This is a genomic window from Crenobacter sp. CS_VA4 (genome assembly GCF_055597485.1).
Genome location: NZ_JBVMAE010000009.1, coordinates 94,914 through 111,075 on the forward strand (window position 1 = coordinate 94,914; position 16,162 = coordinate 111,075).

Below are 16,162 nucleotides of genomic sequence, written 5' to 3' on the forward strand. Positions count from 1 at the left end.
TGCCCGTGACGGTGCGCCTTATGTCGATCGCGTAGCTATTGATCCCAACAAGCAATATCTGTTGAAAGCTCGGCCAACCTTTAAAGTCCATGACGACGGATTTGAAAGCTTGGCCGAGCTTTCGAGCCCGCAGACGACATAGTCGTCATCCGCGTTTTTCTTCCTCAAGCCACCGGTCCACCCCACCCCGGGATAGATGCCCCCCACCCTTATAAGCATCAAGGTTGAAGCCGTCCCGCCGCGGGTAGATAATTCTATGTTTGCCCAACCGGTATCGGCATCCCATGGATCTCGGACATTACCTGCTCGTTCTGGTCGCGGCCGTGCTCGTCAACAACGTGGTGCTGGTGCGCGTGCTCGGCCTGTGCCCGTTCATGGGCGTTTCCAAGAAGCTGGAAGCGTCAATCGGCATGGGCGCCGCCACCACCTTCGTGCTGACGCTCGGCGCCGGTTCCAGCCACCTGATCAATGAACTGCTAGCCGCCTACGGCCTCGAGTACCTGCGCACGCTGTCGTTCATCGTGGTGATCGCCGCGATCGTGCAGTTCACCGAGATGGTGATCCACAAGACGAGCCCGGCTCTGTACCAGGTGCTCGGCATCTATCTGCCGCTGATCACCACCAACTGCGCGGTGCTCGGCGTGCCCTTGCTCAACGTCGCCGAGGGCCACAGCTTCGCCGAGTCGCTGGTATTCGGCTTCGGCAGCGCGGTCGGCTTCTCGCTGATCCTGATCCTGTTCGGCGCGATGCGCGAACGTCTCGAAGGCGCCGACATCCCCGCGCCGTTCCGCGGCCCGGCGATCGCCTTCATCACCGCCGGGCTGATGAGCCTGGCGTTCATGGGCTTCGGGGGACTGGTTAAATGAGCGCTCTATTGATCGCGCTGGCGATCATGGCCACGCTCGCCGTGCTGCTCGGTGCCGTGCTCGGCTACGCCTCGGTGAAGTTCAAGGTCGAGGCCGACCCGCTGGTCGACGAGATCGACGCGGTGCTGCCGCAGACCCAGTGCGGCCAGTGCAGCTACCCGGGCTGCCGCCCCTACGCCACCGCGATCGCCGCGGGCGAGGCCGACATCAACCGCTGCCCGCCCGGCGGCGACGAAGGCATCCACAAGCTGGCCGAACTGCTGGGCGTCGACTACAAACCGTTCGACGAGGGCGCTGCGCCGCAGAAGCCGAAGTCGAAGTCGGTCGCGATCATAGCCGAGGAGCTCTGCATCGGCTGTACGCTGTGCATCCAGGCCTGTCCGGTCGACGCCATCCTCGGTTCGGCCAAGCAGATGCACACGATCATCGCCAGCGAATGCACCGGCTGCGAGCTGTGCATCGCGCCCTGCCCGGTCGACTGCATCAGCATGGCGCCGGTCGGCACCACCCTCAAGAACTGGAAATGGGACTACCCGGTCATCCCGATCACGCCCGTATCGACCAAGGCCGCATGAGCACGCTTCATTCCTTCAACGGCGGCATCCACCCGCCCGAAAACAAACAGCAGTCGACCAACAGCCCGATCGGCACGCCGCCGCTACCGGCGCGGCTCTACCTGCCGCTGAACCAGAACCTCGGCAACCCGGCCAAGGCCTGCGTGGCGGTCGGCGACCGGGTGCTGAAGGGCCAGCGGATCGGCGAGGCCGACGGTGCGGTGTCGGTGGCGCTGCACGCGCCGACCTCCGGCACCGTGGTCGCGATCGGCCCGCACGCCTACGCGCACCCGTCGGGCCTCTTCGAGACCAGCGTCATCATCGAGGCCGACGGCCGCGACGAGTGGCAGGAACGCCAGCCGTTCCCGCACTGGCAGAGCGCCAACCCGTCCGAGGTGCGCCGCTTCCTGCGCGACATGGGCGTGGTCGGCCTGGGCGGGGCGGCGTTCCCGACCAGCCTGAAGCTCGCCAGTCAAACGCTCGACACGCTGGTGATCAACGGCGCCGAATGCGAACCGTATATCAGCTGCGACGACCTGCTGATGCGCGAGCGCACCCGCGACATCGTGTCCGGCATCGCCATCGTCGCGCGGCTGATGCAGCCCAGACAGGTGCTGATCGGCATCGAGGACAACAAGCCCGAGGCGATCGCCGCGCTGACCGACGCCTGCGCCGGCACGCCGTATCGCGTCATCACGGTGCCGACCAAGTACCCGAGCGGCGGCGCCAAGCAGCTGATCCGCCTGTTGACCGGCATCGAGGTGCCGCACGGGATGCGCTACACCGACCTGGGCGTGCAGTGCTTCAACGTCGGCACCGTCTACAGCGTCTACCGCGCGGTCGAACTGGGCGAACCGGTGATCAGCCGCATCGTCACCTTGACCGGCGAGGTCGAGCGCCCGCAGAACGTCGAGGCGCTGCTCGGCACGCCGGTGGCCGAGCTGATGGCTTGGGCGGGCCTGGCTCCCGACAACGACGGCGTGATCATGGGCGGGCCGATGATGGGCTTCAAGCTGCCCGACCTCGCCGCCGGCATCACCAAGGCCAGCAACTGCCTGATCGGCAGTTCGGCCCGGCTGTTCCCGCCACGCCCGCCGGCGATGCCGTGCATCCGCTGCGGCGAGTGCGCCAGCGCCTGTCCGGCCGAGCTGCAGCCGATGGACCTCTACTGGTTCGCCAAGGCGAAGAACTTCGGCAAGGCGCAGGAGTGGAATCTGTTCGACTGCATCGAGTGCGGCGCGTGCAGCTACGTCTGCCCGAGCCAGCTGCCGCTGGTCGACTACTACCGCTACGCCAAGAGCGAGATCTGGGCGGCAGAGCGCGACAAGAAGGCCGCCGACCGCGCCCGCACCCGCCACGAATTCCGGCTGTTCCGCATCGAGCGCGAAAAAACCGAAAAGGCGCAAAGGTTGGCCGAACGCTCGGCCGCGGCCGCCGACACCCCGGTCGCCAGCGCCGCGCCGGCCGAGGACAAGGCCGCCGCGATCAAGGCGGCGATGGAACGTGCCGCCGCGCTGAGGGCCGCCGGCAAGGAAGCGCCGGTGGTGCAGAGCGAGGAGGCGAAGCAGGCGGCGATCCAGGCCGCGATGGAACGCGCCGCGGCCCGCAAGGCGGCGCGCGAGGCGGCCAATGCCGACGGCGTAGTCAACCCTGCCCCGGCCGTTGCGGCCAACGGCTCATCCGACGATGTCAAGAAGGCCGCGATCCAGGCGGCGATGGAACGCGCCGCGGCGCAGAAGGCCGCCCAAGCCGCCGCCAGCGTCGGCCTGCCCGAAACCCCGGCGGCGCCTATCGTGCCGAACAATGTTCTCGACGACGAAAAGAAGGCGGCGATCAAGTCGGCGCTGGAGCGCGCTGCCGCAAAGAAGGCAGAACGCGAAGCGGCCGAAGCCGGCCGGGACGGCCAGCCCGCCGCTCCCGCCCCAAACTCGCTCGACGACGAGAAGAAGGCCGCGATCAAGACGGCGATGGACCGTGCCGCCGCGAAGAAAGCCGCCCGCGAAGCGACCGAGGCCGGCCGAAACAGCGAGACAGCCGCACCAGCCACTACCGAGCCGGCTCCGCCCGCCAACACCCAAGACGATGAAAAGCGCGCCGCGATCAAGGCGGCGATGGAGCGCGCCGCCGCCAAGAAGGCCGCCCGCGACGCCGAACAGGACAACAATTCATAAGCATGCATTCCCCGCATATCGCCAAGCCGACCACCGTGTCGGTGATCATGTTCAAGGTGCTGGCAGCGCTGCTGCCGGGCCTGATTCTGTACGTGCACTTCTACAGCATCGGCGTGCTGGTGCAGCTGGTGCTCGCGACCGTCACCGCGCTGTCGGCCGAAGCGGCGATGCTGAGGCTGCGCGGCGTGCCGGTGGCATTCTTCCTGCGCGACGGCAGCGCGGTGGTCACCGCCTGGCTGCTCGCGCTGGCGATGCCGCCGCTGGGCGCCTGGTGGATGATCGTGGTGGCGACCTCATTTGCCATAGTCATCGCCAAGCAGCTGTACGGCGGGCTCGGCAACAACCCGTTCAACCCGGCGATGGTCGGCTTTGCGGTGATGATCGTCGCCTTCCCGGCGCAGATGGCGCAGTGGGGCTCGCCGAGCGCGCCGCTCGACGCGCTGCAGCAGCTCACCTACATCTTCACCCGCCAGCTGCCGCCGGGCGCGGCGCTCGACGCGGTGGCGTCGGCCACCCCGCTCGACTTCATGAAGACGCAGTTGCTGCTCGGCGATCACGCCGTGCCGCAGTTGCTCGCCAACCCCTTGTACGGCCACGTCGCCGGCGTCGGCGGCGAATGGATCGCGCTCGGCTACCTCGCCGGCGGACTGTTCCTCTGGCAGCAGAAGCTGATCCCGTGGCAGAGCCCGCTGGCGATGCTGGCCGGTGTCGGCGCGCTCGCACTGCCCTTGTGGCTGGTCGACCCGGTGCACTACGCCAACCCGCTGTTCCACCTGACAGCCGGCGCGACGATGCTGGCGGCGTTCTTCATCGTCACCGACCCGGTATCCGGCCCGACCACGCCGCGCGGCCGGCTGATATTCGGCTTCCTGGTCGGCGTGCTCACCTACGTGATCCGGGTGTTCGGCGGCTTCCCGGACGCGGTGGCGTTTGCGGTGCTGATCATGAACATCGCCGTGCCGTTCATCGACCACTGCACCCAGCCGCCGGTGTTCGGCGCCAAGCGCAAGCGGGGCTCGGCATGAACGATGCCCTGCGCCAGGCGCGCCGCAGCGCGCTGACCCTGCTGGTATTTGCGACGGTCTGCACCGGCCTCCTGGCCGGCACCTACCTCGCCACCGAAAAGACCGTCAAGGCCAACGAGAACGCGGCGAAACTGGCGCTGATCGCGCAGACGCTGCCGGAAGGCGGCTACGACAACGACCCGGTCGCCAGCGCCGTGCCCTTGGCACCAATAGACGCCGCCGCACTCGGCAGTGACGGTTCGGCCAACGTTTACATCGCCCGCCTCGCCGGCAAACCGTCCGCCTACGTGTTCGAGGCGCAGGCGCAGAACGGCTATGGCGGCAAGATCCGCCTGCTGGTCGGCATCAACGCCGATGGCCGCGTCAGCGGCGTGCGGGTGATCGCGCACAAGGAAACCCCGGGCCTCGGCGACTACATCGATTCGGCTAGGAGCGACTGGGTCCAGCAGTTCGGCGGCCGGGGCACCGATCAGCGCTGGAAGGTGAGGAAGGACGGCGGCGACTTCGATTACATGACCGGCTCGACCATCTCGGCGCGCGCCGTCACCGGTGCGGTCGGCAAGGTCGTTGCCTATTACCGCGAGCACGCCACACAGCTCGCGACGCTGCCGTAAGGAACTGCGATGAATCACACCTCCCCCGCCGCCAACGACGAGCGCCCGTGGCGCGCCATCGCCCATAACGGCCTGTGGAAGCAGAACCCGGGCGTGGTGCAACTGCTCGGCCTGTGCCCGGTACTGGCGATCAGCTCGAGCGTGATCAACGGCGTGTCGCTGGGGCTGGCGACCGCGGCGGTGATGGCGCTGGCTAGCGGCGCGGTCGCGGCGATCCGCCACTTCATCCCGAACGAGATCCGCAACCCGATCTTCATCCTGATCATCGCGGCGCTGGTCACCTGCGTCGACCTGTTGATGAACGCCTATGTGCACCCACTCTATCTGGTGCTCGGCATCTTCATCCCGCTGATCACCACCAACTGCATCGTGCTGGCGCGCGCCGAGGCGTTCGCCTCGAAGAACCCGGTGCGCGAGTCGGCGCTCGACGGACTGATGATGGGCCTGGGGCTGACGCTGGTGCTCGCCATCCTCGGCGCGATGCGCGAGCTGATCGGCAAGGGGATGCTGTTCTCCGGTGCCGAGCTGGTGTTCGGCGACGTTGGCCGAATGATGGTGTTGCACGTCATCCCGGCCGAGATGCACTACCAGTTCCTGCTGGCGATTCTGCCGCCTGGCGCGTTTCTTGCTCTTGGATTTTTGATCGCCGGCCGCAATCTACTCGATGAGCGCAACAAGCGCCGCGCCGCGCGCACGCCGGCCGTCACCGCCACTCCCGTTACCGAGGCCTAATGAACGCCGCCAAACGTCGTGCCATCTTCGAGCGACTCCAAGCCGCCAATCCGCACCCCACCACCGAGCTGGAGTACGACACGCCGTTCCAGCTCTTGATCGCCGTGCTGCTGTCGGCGCAGGCCACCGACGTCGGCGTCAACAAGGCGACGCGCCGGCTGTTTCCGGTCGCACCGACCGCGGAAAAAATGCTGGCGCTCGGCGTGGCCGGGCTCGAGGAGTACATCAAGACCATCGGCCTCTATCGCACCAAGGCCAAGAACGCGATCGAGACCTGTCGCATCCTGACCGAGCAATACGGCGGCGAGGTACCGCAAACTCGCGAGGCGCTCGAGGCGCTGCCCGGTGTCGGCCGCAAGACCGCCAACGTGGTGCTCAACACCGCCTTCGGCCACCCGACCATGGCGGTCGACACGCATATCTTCCGCGTCGCCAACCGCACCCGGCTCGCCCCCGGCAAGGACGTACGCGAGGTGGAGGATAAGTTGGTAAAATTTATACCAAAAGAATATATGCAAGACGCCCATCATTGGCTGATTCTGCATGGCCGTTACGTGTGCAAGGCGCGCAAACCGGATTGCGAACATTGCGTGCTCGTCGATCTCTGCGAATATCCGGCAAAGCCGGTATGATTCAATTAGTTTGCCCGATATTTCACACGGGGTAGACGCCCAGACATCAATCGAAAGGAACCGCCAGTGACCCGTACGCTTCGCTTATTACTGGCAGCTGTGGCCGTGATCGCCTTGTTGTCGGGCTGCGACAAGATCCAGCATTTCTTCAAGGGCGAAAAACCGATTTCCACCGTCGCCGTCCCGGCGCAAGAAAACGGGCAGATTGCCATGCTGCTGCCCGACTTCACCCAGCTGGTCGAGCGCGAAGGCCCGACCGTGGTGAACATCCAGGCGGTACGCGAGGCGCAGCCGACCGCATCGGCCGGCCCAAACGTCCTGCCGTTCCCGATTCCGGAAGACGATCCGTTCTATGAATTCTTCCGCCGCTTCATGCCGAACCCACCGCAGCAGCAGGAGCCGCAGGACAGCGAGACCGTGTCGTTCGGCTCCGGTTTCATCATCAGCGCCGACGGCTATATCCTGACCAACTCGCACGTGGTCAACGGCGGCACGCAGATCAAGGTGATGCTGACCGACAAGCGCGAGTTCAAGGCCAAGCTGATCGGCCTCGACAAGCGCGCCGACGTCGCGGTGCTGAAGATCCAGGCGACAAACCTGCCGACGGTGAAGACCGGCGACCCGGGCGCGCTGAAGGTCGGCGAATGGGTGGCGGCGATCGGCGCACCGTTCGGCTTCGAAAACTCGGTGACCGCCGGCATCGTGTCGGCCAAGGGCCGCAGCCTGCCGGACGAAAACTACGTGCCGTTCATCCAGACCGACGTGCCGATCAACCCGGGCAACTCGGGCGGGCCGCTGTTCAACCTGCGCGGCCAGGTGGTCGGCATCAACTCGCAGATCTACAGCCGCTCCGGCGGCTTCATGGGCATCTCATTCGCCATCCCGATCGACATCGCGATCAACGTGGCCGAGCAGATCAAGGCAAAGGGCAAGGTCAGCCGCGGCCAGCTGGGCGTGAACATCCAGGAAGTCAGCCAGGAGCTGGCGCAGTCGTTCGGCCTCGATCGCCCGCGCGGCGCGCTGGTGGTGCGCGTCGAGCCGAGCGGCCCGGCCGCCAAGGGTGGCGTACAGGTCGGCGACATCGTGCTGACGGTGAACGGCAAGGTGGTGGAAAGCTCGAAAGACCTGCCGATGATAATCGGCTCGATGCAGCCGAACAGCCGGGTCAAGCTGGGTATCTGGCGCAAGGGCACCGAGAAGTCGGTCGACGTGGTGCTCGGCGAGTTGCTCGCCGAGCAGACCGCGCAGCCGAACGCGCCGAGCACCCAGCCGCCGCCGCAGAGCTACCAGATCGGCAAGCTGGGCCTGACGCTGTCCGAGCTGACCCCGAGCCAGAGCAGCGAGCTGGGCATCAAGGGCGGCCTGCTGATCCAGAAGGCGCAGGGCCCGGCCGCCCGCGCCGGCCTGCAGCACGGCGACGTGATCATCGGCCTCAACCAGAACGAGATCAGCACGATCAAGTCGTTCGAAAAGGCGCTGGCGGCCGCCGACAACAATATCGCGCTCTTGGTACGGCGCCAGGACAATACCCTGTTCGTGCCTTTGCGGCTCGACTGACCTGACGACACAGGCCGCCCTCAACCGGGCGGCCTTTTTCATACCTTGCCAAATCGGATCGCCCACCAACACAATCAGAAAGCAGCCGCTACGCATCAGCCAGACGGCGGGCCGGCCACTTCCGACACCGGTAGCCGTCGACGATAAACAGCCCCCAAGGAGAAGCCGATGATCTTCCTCACCACCGATCTGTGCGACGAAAATGACAATGTGCGGGTGCTCGAACCGCTGTTCCGCGACTTTGGCGACGCCTCGCGCTTTTCCGGGCAGATCGTCACGCTAAAGCTGTTCGAAGACAACGCGCTGCTACGCGAGACGCTGGCCGAAACCGGTCATGAACGGGTGCTGGTGGTCGACGGCGGCGGCTCGACACGCTGTGCGCTGTTGGGCGATCAGCTCGGCGAACTGGCCGTCGCCAACGGCTGGGCGGGCGTCTTGATCTACGGCTGTGTGCGCGACACGGTGGTGCTGGGCAGCCTGCCGCTGGGCGTGAAGGCGCTGGCCGCGCACCCGAGGAAGTCGGTCAAGCGCGGCGAGGGGCAACGCGATATCGCGGTGAGCTTCGCCGGCGTGACATTCGAGCCGGGCGAATGGCTGTACGCCGACGAGGACGGCATCATCGTGTCGGCCCGGCCGCTGCTGTAAGACGGGCTAGTCCGACCCGGATGCGCTGTTTACTCAATCGCCTCGGAACTCACAACCATGATCACCAGAATATTTCGGGTACGCGTTCCCGAAGCGCTGCATCAAGCGTTTGAAGCGGACTTCCTCGCGGTGTCGCTGCCCTTGGTCAAGTCGCACCGGGGGCTGCTCAGCGTCAGCGTCGGCCGCCCGGCAAGGTGGAGCCCCGAGGAATACGTGATGATCTCCACCTGGCAGGACGAGGGCTGCATCGAGGCGTTCGCCGGTGAAAACTGGCACCAGGCCGTCATCCCTGACGGAATGGAAAAATACGCGACCGAGTGCTGGGTACATCACACCGAGGTCTTTGGTTAAGCCAGGCTGGCTATACCCTCACGGCTGCCGACGCTTCACTTCATCCGGCAGCCAGGCCGGGTAGTGCGGCAGGTGGTCGAGCTCCTCGACCCAGTCGACATGCTCGCTCCACCAGCAGTGCGTGGTCGGCGTCAACCGCCCCGGCTCGTCGAGGCTCGCCACGGTCAGGTCGATCTCACCGGGCCATTGCACGTTCTGATAGCTGAGCGTAGTGCCGCAGCGCGGACAGAAGCCGCGCTCGACCCCGGCCGAGCTGGCGTAACGCGCCGGCGCCTCGGCGAGCCAGGTCAGCTGCTCCAGCGCCACGGTGAACCAGCTGACAAACGCCGCGCCGCTCGCCTTGCGGCAGCTATGGCAATGGCAGTGGGTGACGGTGTGCGGCTCGCCGCTGAGCCGGTAACGCACCCGGCCGCACAGGCAGCCGCCCTTCATCGTCGTCATGCTGCGCCCTCCCTGTCTCTGCTCAGTATCGGCGGCACCGCCCTATTCGGCCAACCTTGCCTAAGCGCACGCAACAAAAAAGGCGACGGGATCCCGTCGCCTTGTTCATTCCGAGCGTTGATCAGCCCTGCTGCACCGGCGTGCCGCCGTGTTTCACCTCGGTGATCCGGTTCTTGTCGTCGACGAACACCAGCGCCGGCTTGTGATCGGCGATCTCCGACTCCTCGAAGAGCGCGAAGGTCGCGATGATCAACAGGTCGCCCGGCGCCGCACGGCGCGCGGCCGAGCCGTTCACCGAGATGGTGCCCGAGCCGCGCTCGGCGCGGATCGCGTAGGTGGCGAAACGCTCGCCGTTGGTCACATTCCAGATCTGGATCTCTTCGTATTCGCGGATGTCGGCGGCCTCGAGCAGGTTCTCGTCGATCGCACACGAACCGATATAGTGCAGCTCCGAGTGGGTGGTGGTCACACGGTGGAGCTTGGCTTTCAGCATACTGCGCTGCATGGTGGTTTCCTGTCTTGTTCCGATGCTTAACGCATCACTTCGATATTGTCGATCAGCCGCGGCTTGCCCAGACGCGCGGCGGCCAGTACGACCAGACGATGCGCGCCGGCATGGCCGATCTCCAGCGTGGCGGCGTCGCGCACCTCGACGTAGTCGACCTGCCAACCGTGCGCGGTCAGGTCGTCGATCGCGGTCTGCTCAAGTGCGGCGTAGTCGTTCTCGCCGGCCGCCAGTGCGTCGGCGATGTGGCGCAGGCTGCGATAGAGGCGCGGCGCCTCGGCGCGCTCCGCCTCGGTCAGGTAGCCGTTGCGCGAGGACAGCGCCAGGCCGTCGTCGGCGCGGCCGGTGTCGACCGGCACGATCTCGATCGGCATGTTCAGGTCGTCGACCATCGCGCGGATCACGTGCAGCTGCTGGTAGTCCTTCTTGCCGAAACAGGCGACGTCCGGCTGCACGATATTGAACAGTTTGGTGACCACGGTGGCCACGCCGCGGAAGTGGCCCGGGCGGAACGCGCCGCACAGCTCGTTCTGAATGTGCGGCGGCTCGACGTTGAAGTCCTGCTTCACGCGCGGATAGAGCTCATGCTCGTCCGGGTAGAACAGCACGTCGACACCGGCCTCGCGCAGCTTCTCGCCATCGGCGTCGTAGGTGCGTGGGTAGGCGTCGAAATCCTCACCCTGGCCGAACTGCAGACGGTTGACGAAGATGCTCACCACCACCTTGTCGGCACGTTGGCGGGCTTCGCGCACCAGCGCCAGGTGGCCGGCGTGCAGGTTGCCCATCGTCGGCACGAAGGCGATCTTGCCGGCGCTCTTGCGCCAGGCGCGCATCTCGGCAATCGAACGAATTACTTGCATTGTCTTTCCCCGTCCTGCTCAGAAGGTGTGTTCGGCGGCCGGGAAGGTCTTCGCCTTCACCTCGCTCACGTAGGCGCCCACCGCGCCCTGGATGCTGCCGGCCTCGACCATGAAATTCTTGACGAAGCGCGCCTTCTTGCCCGGATAGATGCCGAGCATGTCGTGCAGCACCAGCACCTGGCCGTCACAGTCGACGCCGGCGCCGATGCCGATGGTGCCGGCGTTGACCTCGTCGGTGACGCGACGCGCCAGCTCGGCCGGCACACACTCGAGCACGATCAGCGCAGCGCCGGCGTCGGACAGTGCCTTGGCATCGACCAGCAACTGTTCGGCGGCGGCGTCGGTCTTGCCCTGCACCTTATAGCCACCAAGCGTGTTCACCGACTGCGGCGTCAGGCCGATGTGGCCACACACCGGGATGCCGCGCTCGACCAGGAAACGCACCGTGTCGGCCATGAAGGCACCGCCTTCGAGCTTGACCATGTGCGCGCCGGCCTGCATCAGCGCTACCGACGAGGCGAGCGCCTGCTCGCGGCTCTGCTGGTAGCTGCCGAACGGCAGATCGGCCACGATCAGCGCGCTCTTGCTGCCGCGCGCCACGCAGGCGGTGTGGTACGCCATATCGTCCAGGCTGACCGGTAGGGTGGAGTCCTGCCCCTGCACCACCATGCCGAGCGAATCGCCCACCAGCAGCACCTCGACCCCCGCTTCTTCCAGTAGGTTGGCCAGGCTCGCTTCGTAGCAGGTCAGCATGGCGATCTTGTGCCTTTCACTGACCATCTTCTGCAGGATGGTTACCGTAATACGCATGACAAATCCTCGTTCTTCGGAGACGGCGCCCGGGTCGTGGCCGGACGCTCTGGGAATTATCGGGCCGCTTCTGGCGGCCGCGATTCGCTGTCCGCCAACACGGCGCGGCGATCAGGCGCTCTTGTTGAAGTAGCTGCGCTGGCCGCGCATTTCGGTGATGCAGCGCAACAATAGCTCGAAATCCTCGTCACCATCAACAAAGTTCAGGTGGTCGGTATTCACGATCAACAGCGGCGCGTTTTCATACTGGTGGAAGAACTCGCTGTAGGCCCCGTGCACCTCGTCGAGGAAGCCTTCCGGGAAGCTCTTCTCGTACTCGTTGTCCTTGGCGGCGACGCGTCTTTGCACCACGTCGGGCGAGGCCTGCAGGTAGATCACCAGGTCCGGCACCGGGTGCTCGGGCATCAGCTTGGCGGCGATGTAGCGGTATAACGCCAGCTCGTCGTCCTTCAGGAGAGTGCGGGCGAACACCGCGTCCTTCTCGAACAGGAAGTCGGACACCAGCGGCGCGGCCAGCAGGTCGCCGTCGAGCATCGCGCGCGCCTTCTCGGCGCGCTGCTGCAGAAACGACAACTGGGTCGCCAGACCGTACTGGGTGGCGTTGCGGTAGAAGCGGCTCAGGAACGGATTGGCCTCCGGCTCCTCGGCCACCAGCTTCACTTCCCAGTAGTCGGCCAGCCGACGGGCCAGTTCGGATTTACCGGCCCCGATCGGGCCCTCTACCACCACGTAGCGCAGGTTGGACATGTTTGCTGTTTCCCCCGGGTTTTGGTCTAGCGCGCCGCTTCAGGCGGCGTCGTCATGCTTTTGGATGTCGTCGCAGGCCAAGCCGGCGGCAAGCTGAGCCGCCGTACCATGCTCGCCCACGGCGATATCCGGCGCGATCTCGGCGAGCGGCACCAGCACGAAGGCGCGCTCGTGCATGCGCGGGTGCGGCACAGTCAGGCGTTCGTCATCGAGCGTCACGTCGTCGAACAGCAACACGTCGAGGTCGAGCACCCGCGGCGCGTTGCGGAAGGTGCGCACCCGGCCGAAGCGGGTCTCGACCGCCATCAGCGTGTCGAGCAGCTGGTGCGGCGTGAGCGTGGTGTCGAGCTCGGCCACCGCGTTGATGAAGTCGGGCTGGTCGAGGTAGCCGACCGGCGCGGTGCGGTACAGCGACGAGGCGCGCACCAGGCGCACGCCCGCGCTTTCGGCCAACGCCGCCAGCGCGGCGCGCACCTGCTCGGCCGGCGCCTCGAGATTGCTGCCCAGCGCGATATAGGCGCGGCTCATGCCTCGCCTCCGCCCTGCCCAGCAGGCTTGCGACGGCGACGGCGCTTGCGTTGCGCGGTGCCGGCAGCCGGCTCGTCCTTGACGGTGCGGATCATCTCGAGCCGCTCGTCGTCGTCGGCGCTCTGGAAGTCGCCCCACCACTTGGCCAGGCTCTTCGGCACCTCGCCGACTTCGGCGCGCAGCATCAGGAAGTCGTAGGCGGCACGGAAGCGCGGCTGCTCCAACAGGCGGAACGGCCGCTGGCCGACCCGGCTGTCGAAACGCGGCTGCAGCGTCCAGATCTCGCGCATCGTCGCGCTGAAACGGCGCGGGATCGCGAAGTCGTTGTCCTGCTCCGACTCGATATCGGACATCGCGCTCATCAGCGCCGGAATCGGCTTGTCACCCTGCTGCTGGAAGGTCTGCCAGCGCCGGTTGACCTGCTGCCACAACAGCGTCGCCAGCAGGAAGCCGACCGACACCGGCTTGTCCTCGCGGATGCGCTCGTCGGTCGAAGCCAATGCCAGCTTGATGAAGGCCTGGCCGCCGCTATCGTCCATCACCGCGTCGAGCAGCGGGAAGACGCCGCGCGACAGGCCTTCATTGCGCAACATATTGAGGCAGGCGTAGGCGTGGCCGGAGTGCAACAGCTTCAACATCTCATCGAACAGTCGCGCCGGCGGTTCCTTCTTCAGCAGGTGCGCGTGCGCGGCGATCGGCTTGCGGGTGGCGTCGTCGATCTCGAAGCCGAGCTTGGCTGCCAGCCGCACCGCGCGCAGCATCCGCACCGGGTCTTCCTGGTAGCGCTTGGCCGGCGGGCCGATCATCACCAGCTTCCTGGCGTGCAGGTCCTTGGCGCCGTGATGGTAGTCGACGATGGTCTCTTCGGACGGGTCGTAGAACAGCGCGTTGACGGTGAAGTCGCGGCGGTGCGCGTCCTCTTCCTGGCTGCCGTAGGTGTTGTCGGCCATGATCCGGCCGCTATCGCTCTTGCTGCCGACCTCGCCACCGCGGAAGGTGGTCACCTCGATGGTTTCCGGACCGACCATCACGTGGACGATGCGAAAGCGCCGGCCGATGATGCGCGAGCGGCGGAACAGGTGGTGCACCTGCTCGGGCGTCGCGCTGGTGGCGATATCGAAGTCTTTCGGCTGCACGCCGAGCATCAGGTCGCGGACCGCGCCGCCAACTACATAGGTGGAGAAGCCGGCTTCCTGCAGGCGGGTCACCACCTTGCGGGCGGCGTAACTCAGACCATCGCGGCGCACGCCGTGTTGGCTGAACGGAATGATTTTAGGCTTGACGCTGCGGCGACCGAGCGCCGGCAGTTTAAGCACACGTCGGATAAGCTTGCGGATCATTGAGAGAAGAAAAAGAAGGAAAGGATGCGCAAGAAAGGCAAAGAAGGCCAGATTATAGCCTGAATCTCTCGCCGGCAAACACCTGCAGCCGGCACCCCCTGGCGCCGCCGCCCTGATCCGTTATAGCGTGCCGGCCGCCGTGCGGCGCAACGGCAAGCGCGCGACGGCACTTCGCTCTACAATCGCCGCCATTCGATAGCCCGATTTGGAACACCTCACCGTGACCGCTATTCTTGCCCTTGCTCTGCAAACCTGCCCCGACGTGCCGGGTTTCCGCCGTCTGTTCGGCTTTGACGCGAGCATCAGCGATCAGAACGTCGCCGAGTTCGCGCTGCAGCGTCGTCGCGCCGAAACCGGCGGCGAGCTGCTGCCGCCCCACCTGCACCGGGTCGTGACGATCGCCGCCGTGCTGCGCCAGGCCGACGGCCAGCTTACGCTGGCGAGCTTCGCCGGCGACGGCAGCGACGAGGCGGCACAACTGTCCGCCCTGTTCGCGCTGATCGAACAACACCAGCCGCAGCTGATCAGCTGGGATGGCGTCGGTTTCGCGCTGCCGGTGCTGCAGCATCGCGCCCTGGTGCATGGCCTGGTCGCCCCCGCTTTCTGCCGCCTGGCAGGTAGCAACGATGGCCACCTCGACCTCGCCGCCGCGTTGGCGCCGCACTCGGCCAACGGCAGCGTCACGCTCGACGAGTTGGCGCGACTGTGCGGCTTCGCCGGCCGTCGTGGCGCACACCCGGAAGGGTTGGCCGAAGCCGACGCGCTGGCGCTCTACCAGTTGCTACAGTGCTTCGAGCAGTTGCGCGGCGAGCTGGCGCCGGCCGACCGCCAGCAGGCACTGCGCGCGCTGCGCCACAGCCTCGCTGCCGACAGCAACGCCCGCTGGCAGGCGCTATTGGCCGCCTGGCCGGCGGCCCCTGCCGGCGCTTGACAGCACCCTCGCCCGAGGCGTAGCCTTTTTCTCGCGCCGATTTGATGACTGCTTGCGGGCGCGAAGGCAATAAATCCAGCTAAAGCGTCGGAACCGGTCACCCCGCATCCGTCGTTTTGACTTGCGGGGTTTTTTCATGCCGGTTCGATCCCGCCAGCCCTCCCGAATCGACCGTATTGGTGCACGGCCTTGCCGTGGCACCGGCGCCGTTTTAATCGACAACTTGCAGGGCGCCTAAACAAAAGCTGCTAAAGCGTCGCCTGGCGGCGAGCCGGGCGCGCGAACACCGCCTACCCGACTCAAAAAGGATCCACCATGTACGACTGCCAGAGCGACCGCTACACCGATTTTTCCGTGAACCACTACGCCCCCGCGCAACGCCCGCGCCCGCTGTGTGGCCGCGTAACCGCCACCGCCGCCCGCCCGGCCGAACAGCCCGAGCTGATCGCGCTCGTGCAGTTCGCCAGCGGACTGGGTTATTCGGCCAACCTTGACCACGACACCGTGACGCTCGACGAAGTCGGCCTGGGCGACGCGCTGGCGATCAACGCGCGCTTCGGCACCACGCTGGTGATCAGCGCCGACCTGCGCCGCACACCGCCGATCCGCTTCGACGACTGAGAACCTGCCCTCAAAGTTACTGCGCGGGCGTGATCTCGGGTTGGGCGGTCAGCGTGCGAATCTATTGATTCGCTCAGCGATCAGGAATCCTCATGTACTCCAGTACATTCCGGTTCCTGCGATCCGTCCGCCCCTCGCTGACACCCGCTCGCTACACTTTGAGGGCAGGTTCCCCGAGACGCCCCCAACGGGACAAAGCCAGGCCCTCGACGCTATAATCGAGGGCTTTTCT

19 protein-coding genes and 1 other RNA gene are annotated in these 16,162 nt (G+C 66.1%); 13 read left to right on the forward strand and 7 right to left on the reverse strand.

Annotated features, from left to right (window positions below):
- Positions 1-284 precede the first annotated feature (284 nt).
- From rsxA to ACZ2IA_RS10655, 10 genes are all read left to right on the forward strand, one after another.
- Entirely contained in the window at positions 285-866 is a 582-nt protein-coding gene (gene rsxA, locus ACZ2IA_RS10610; RefSeq protein ID WP_470292548.1) for an electron transport complex subunit RsxA, read from the forward strand.
- Positions 863-1,441 carry an electron transport complex subunit RsxB gene (gene rsxB / locus ACZ2IA_RS10615; protein WP_470292549.1) on the forward strand — a complete coding sequence of 193 codons (579 nt, stop codon included), beginning with the start codon at positions 863-865 and terminating at the stop codon, positions 1,439-1,441. The genes rsxA and rsxB overlap by 4 nt, the downstream gene beginning before the upstream one ends.
- Complete coding sequence (gene rsxC / locus ACZ2IA_RS10620) at positions 1,438-3,591, forward strand: electron transport complex subunit RsxC (protein ID WP_470292550.1); 2,154 nt, start codon at positions 1,438-1,440, stop codon at positions 3,589-3,591. Before rsxB ends, rsxC begins: the two co-directional genes overlap by 4 nt.
- A 2-nt stretch (positions 3,592-3,593) precedes the next feature.
- Positions 3,594-4,616 (forward strand): RnfABCDGE type electron transport complex subunit D, encoded by a 1,023-nt coding sequence (locus ACZ2IA_RS10625; protein WP_470292551.1) that lies wholly within the window; start codon positions 3,594-3,596, stop codon positions 4,614-4,616.
- Entirely contained in the window at positions 4,613-5,230 is a 618-nt protein-coding gene (rsxG, locus tag ACZ2IA_RS10630) for an electron transport complex subunit RsxG (RefSeq protein WP_470292552.1), read from the forward strand. Before ACZ2IA_RS10625 ends, rsxG begins: the two co-directional genes overlap by 4 nt.
- A 9-nt stretch (positions 5,231-5,239) precedes the next feature.
- The gene (locus tag ACZ2IA_RS10635; RefSeq protein WP_470292553.1) at positions 5,240-5,962 is read left to right on the forward strand and encodes an electron transport complex subunit E; all 723 of its coding nucleotides are present in this window, start codon (positions 5,240-5,242) and stop codon (positions 5,960-5,962) included.
- Entirely contained in the window at positions 5,962-6,594 is a 633-nt protein-coding gene (gene nth / locus ACZ2IA_RS10640; RefSeq protein ID WP_470292554.1) for an endonuclease III, read from the forward strand. The genes ACZ2IA_RS10635 and nth overlap by 1 nt, the downstream gene beginning before the upstream one ends.
- Positions 6,595-6,660: 66 nt before the next feature.
- Positions 6,661-8,151 carry a DegQ family serine endoprotease gene (locus ACZ2IA_RS10645; protein ID WP_470292555.1) on the forward strand — a complete coding sequence of 497 codons (1,491 nt, stop codon included), beginning with the start codon at positions 6,661-6,663 and terminating at the stop codon, positions 8,149-8,151.
- A gap of 168 nt (positions 8,152-8,319) precedes the next feature.
- A complete protein-coding gene (gene rraA / locus ACZ2IA_RS10650) occupies positions 8,320-8,796 on the forward strand; it encodes a ribonuclease E activity regulator RraA (RefSeq protein ID WP_470292556.1) in 477 nt (158 codons plus the stop codon).
- Positions 8,797-8,853: 57 nt separating this feature from the next.
- The gene (locus ACZ2IA_RS10655; RefSeq protein WP_470292557.1) at positions 8,854-9,147 is read left to right on the forward strand and encodes an antibiotic biosynthesis monooxygenase family protein; all 294 of its coding nucleotides are present in this window, start codon (positions 8,854-8,856) and stop codon (positions 9,145-9,147) included.
- Positions 9,148-9,165: 18 nt separating this feature from the next.
- Here ACZ2IA_RS10655 and ACZ2IA_RS10660 read toward each other — a convergent pair whose 3' ends face one another.
- From ACZ2IA_RS10660 to pcnB, 7 genes are all read right to left on the reverse strand, one after another.
- Positions 9,166-9,588, reverse strand: a complete 423-nt coding sequence (locus tag ACZ2IA_RS10660) for a GFA family protein (RefSeq protein WP_470292558.1) — start codon at positions 9,586-9,588, stop codon at positions 9,166-9,168.
- A gap of 121 nt (positions 9,589-9,709) precedes the next feature.
- A complete protein-coding gene (gene panD, locus ACZ2IA_RS10665; protein ID WP_470292559.1) occupies positions 9,710-10,093 on the reverse strand; it encodes an aspartate 1-decarboxylase in 384 nt (127 codons plus the stop codon).
- 26 nt (positions 10,094-10,119) lie between these two features.
- Positions 10,120-10,953 carry a pantoate--beta-alanine ligase gene (gene panC / locus ACZ2IA_RS10670; protein ID WP_470292560.1) on the reverse strand — a complete coding sequence of 278 codons (834 nt, stop codon included), beginning with the start codon at positions 10,951-10,953 and terminating at the stop codon, positions 10,120-10,122.
- An 18-nt stretch (positions 10,954-10,971) separates the two neighbouring features.
- A complete protein-coding gene (panB, locus tag ACZ2IA_RS10675; RefSeq protein WP_470292561.1) occupies positions 10,972-11,763 on the reverse strand; it encodes a 3-methyl-2-oxobutanoate hydroxymethyltransferase in 792 nt (263 codons plus the stop codon).
- A 111-nt stretch (positions 11,764-11,874) separates the two neighbouring features.
- Complete coding sequence (locus ACZ2IA_RS10680) at positions 11,875-12,510, reverse strand: deoxynucleoside kinase (RefSeq protein WP_470292562.1); 636 nt, start codon at positions 12,508-12,510, stop codon at positions 11,875-11,877.
- A 39-nt stretch (positions 12,511-12,549) separates the two neighbouring features.
- Positions 12,550-13,038 (reverse strand): 2-amino-4-hydroxy-6-hydroxymethyldihydropteridine diphosphokinase, encoded by a 489-nt coding sequence (folK, locus tag ACZ2IA_RS10685; RefSeq protein WP_470292563.1) that lies wholly within the window; start codon positions 13,036-13,038, stop codon positions 12,550-12,552.
- Positions 13,035-14,378 (reverse strand): polynucleotide adenylyltransferase PcnB, encoded by a 1,344-nt coding sequence (pcnB, locus tag ACZ2IA_RS10690; RefSeq protein WP_470292564.1) that lies wholly within the window; start codon positions 14,376-14,378, stop codon positions 13,035-13,037. The genes folK and pcnB overlap by 4 nt, the downstream gene beginning before the upstream one ends.
- A 220-nt stretch (positions 14,379-14,598) precedes the next feature.
- On the opposite strand from pcnB, the gene ACZ2IA_RS10695 reads away from it, so the two are divergent.
- From ACZ2IA_RS10695 to ACZ2IA_RS10705, 3 genes are all read left to right on the forward strand, one after another.
- Positions 14,599-15,309: a ribonuclease H-like domain-containing protein gene (locus tag ACZ2IA_RS10695; protein WP_470292565.1), complete on the forward strand. Its 711-nt coding sequence runs from the start codon at positions 14,599-14,601 to the stop codon at positions 15,307-15,309.
- A gap of 315 nt (positions 15,310-15,624) precedes the next feature.
- Entirely contained in the window at positions 15,625-15,930 is a 306-nt protein-coding gene (locus ACZ2IA_RS10700) for a hypothetical protein (protein ID WP_470292566.1), read from the forward strand.
- Between the two features lie 92 nt (positions 15,931-16,022).
- A non-coding RNA gene (locus ACZ2IA_RS10705) (sX9 sRNA) lies at positions 16,023-16,097 on the forward strand.
- Positions 16,098-16,162: the final 65 nt, after the last annotated feature.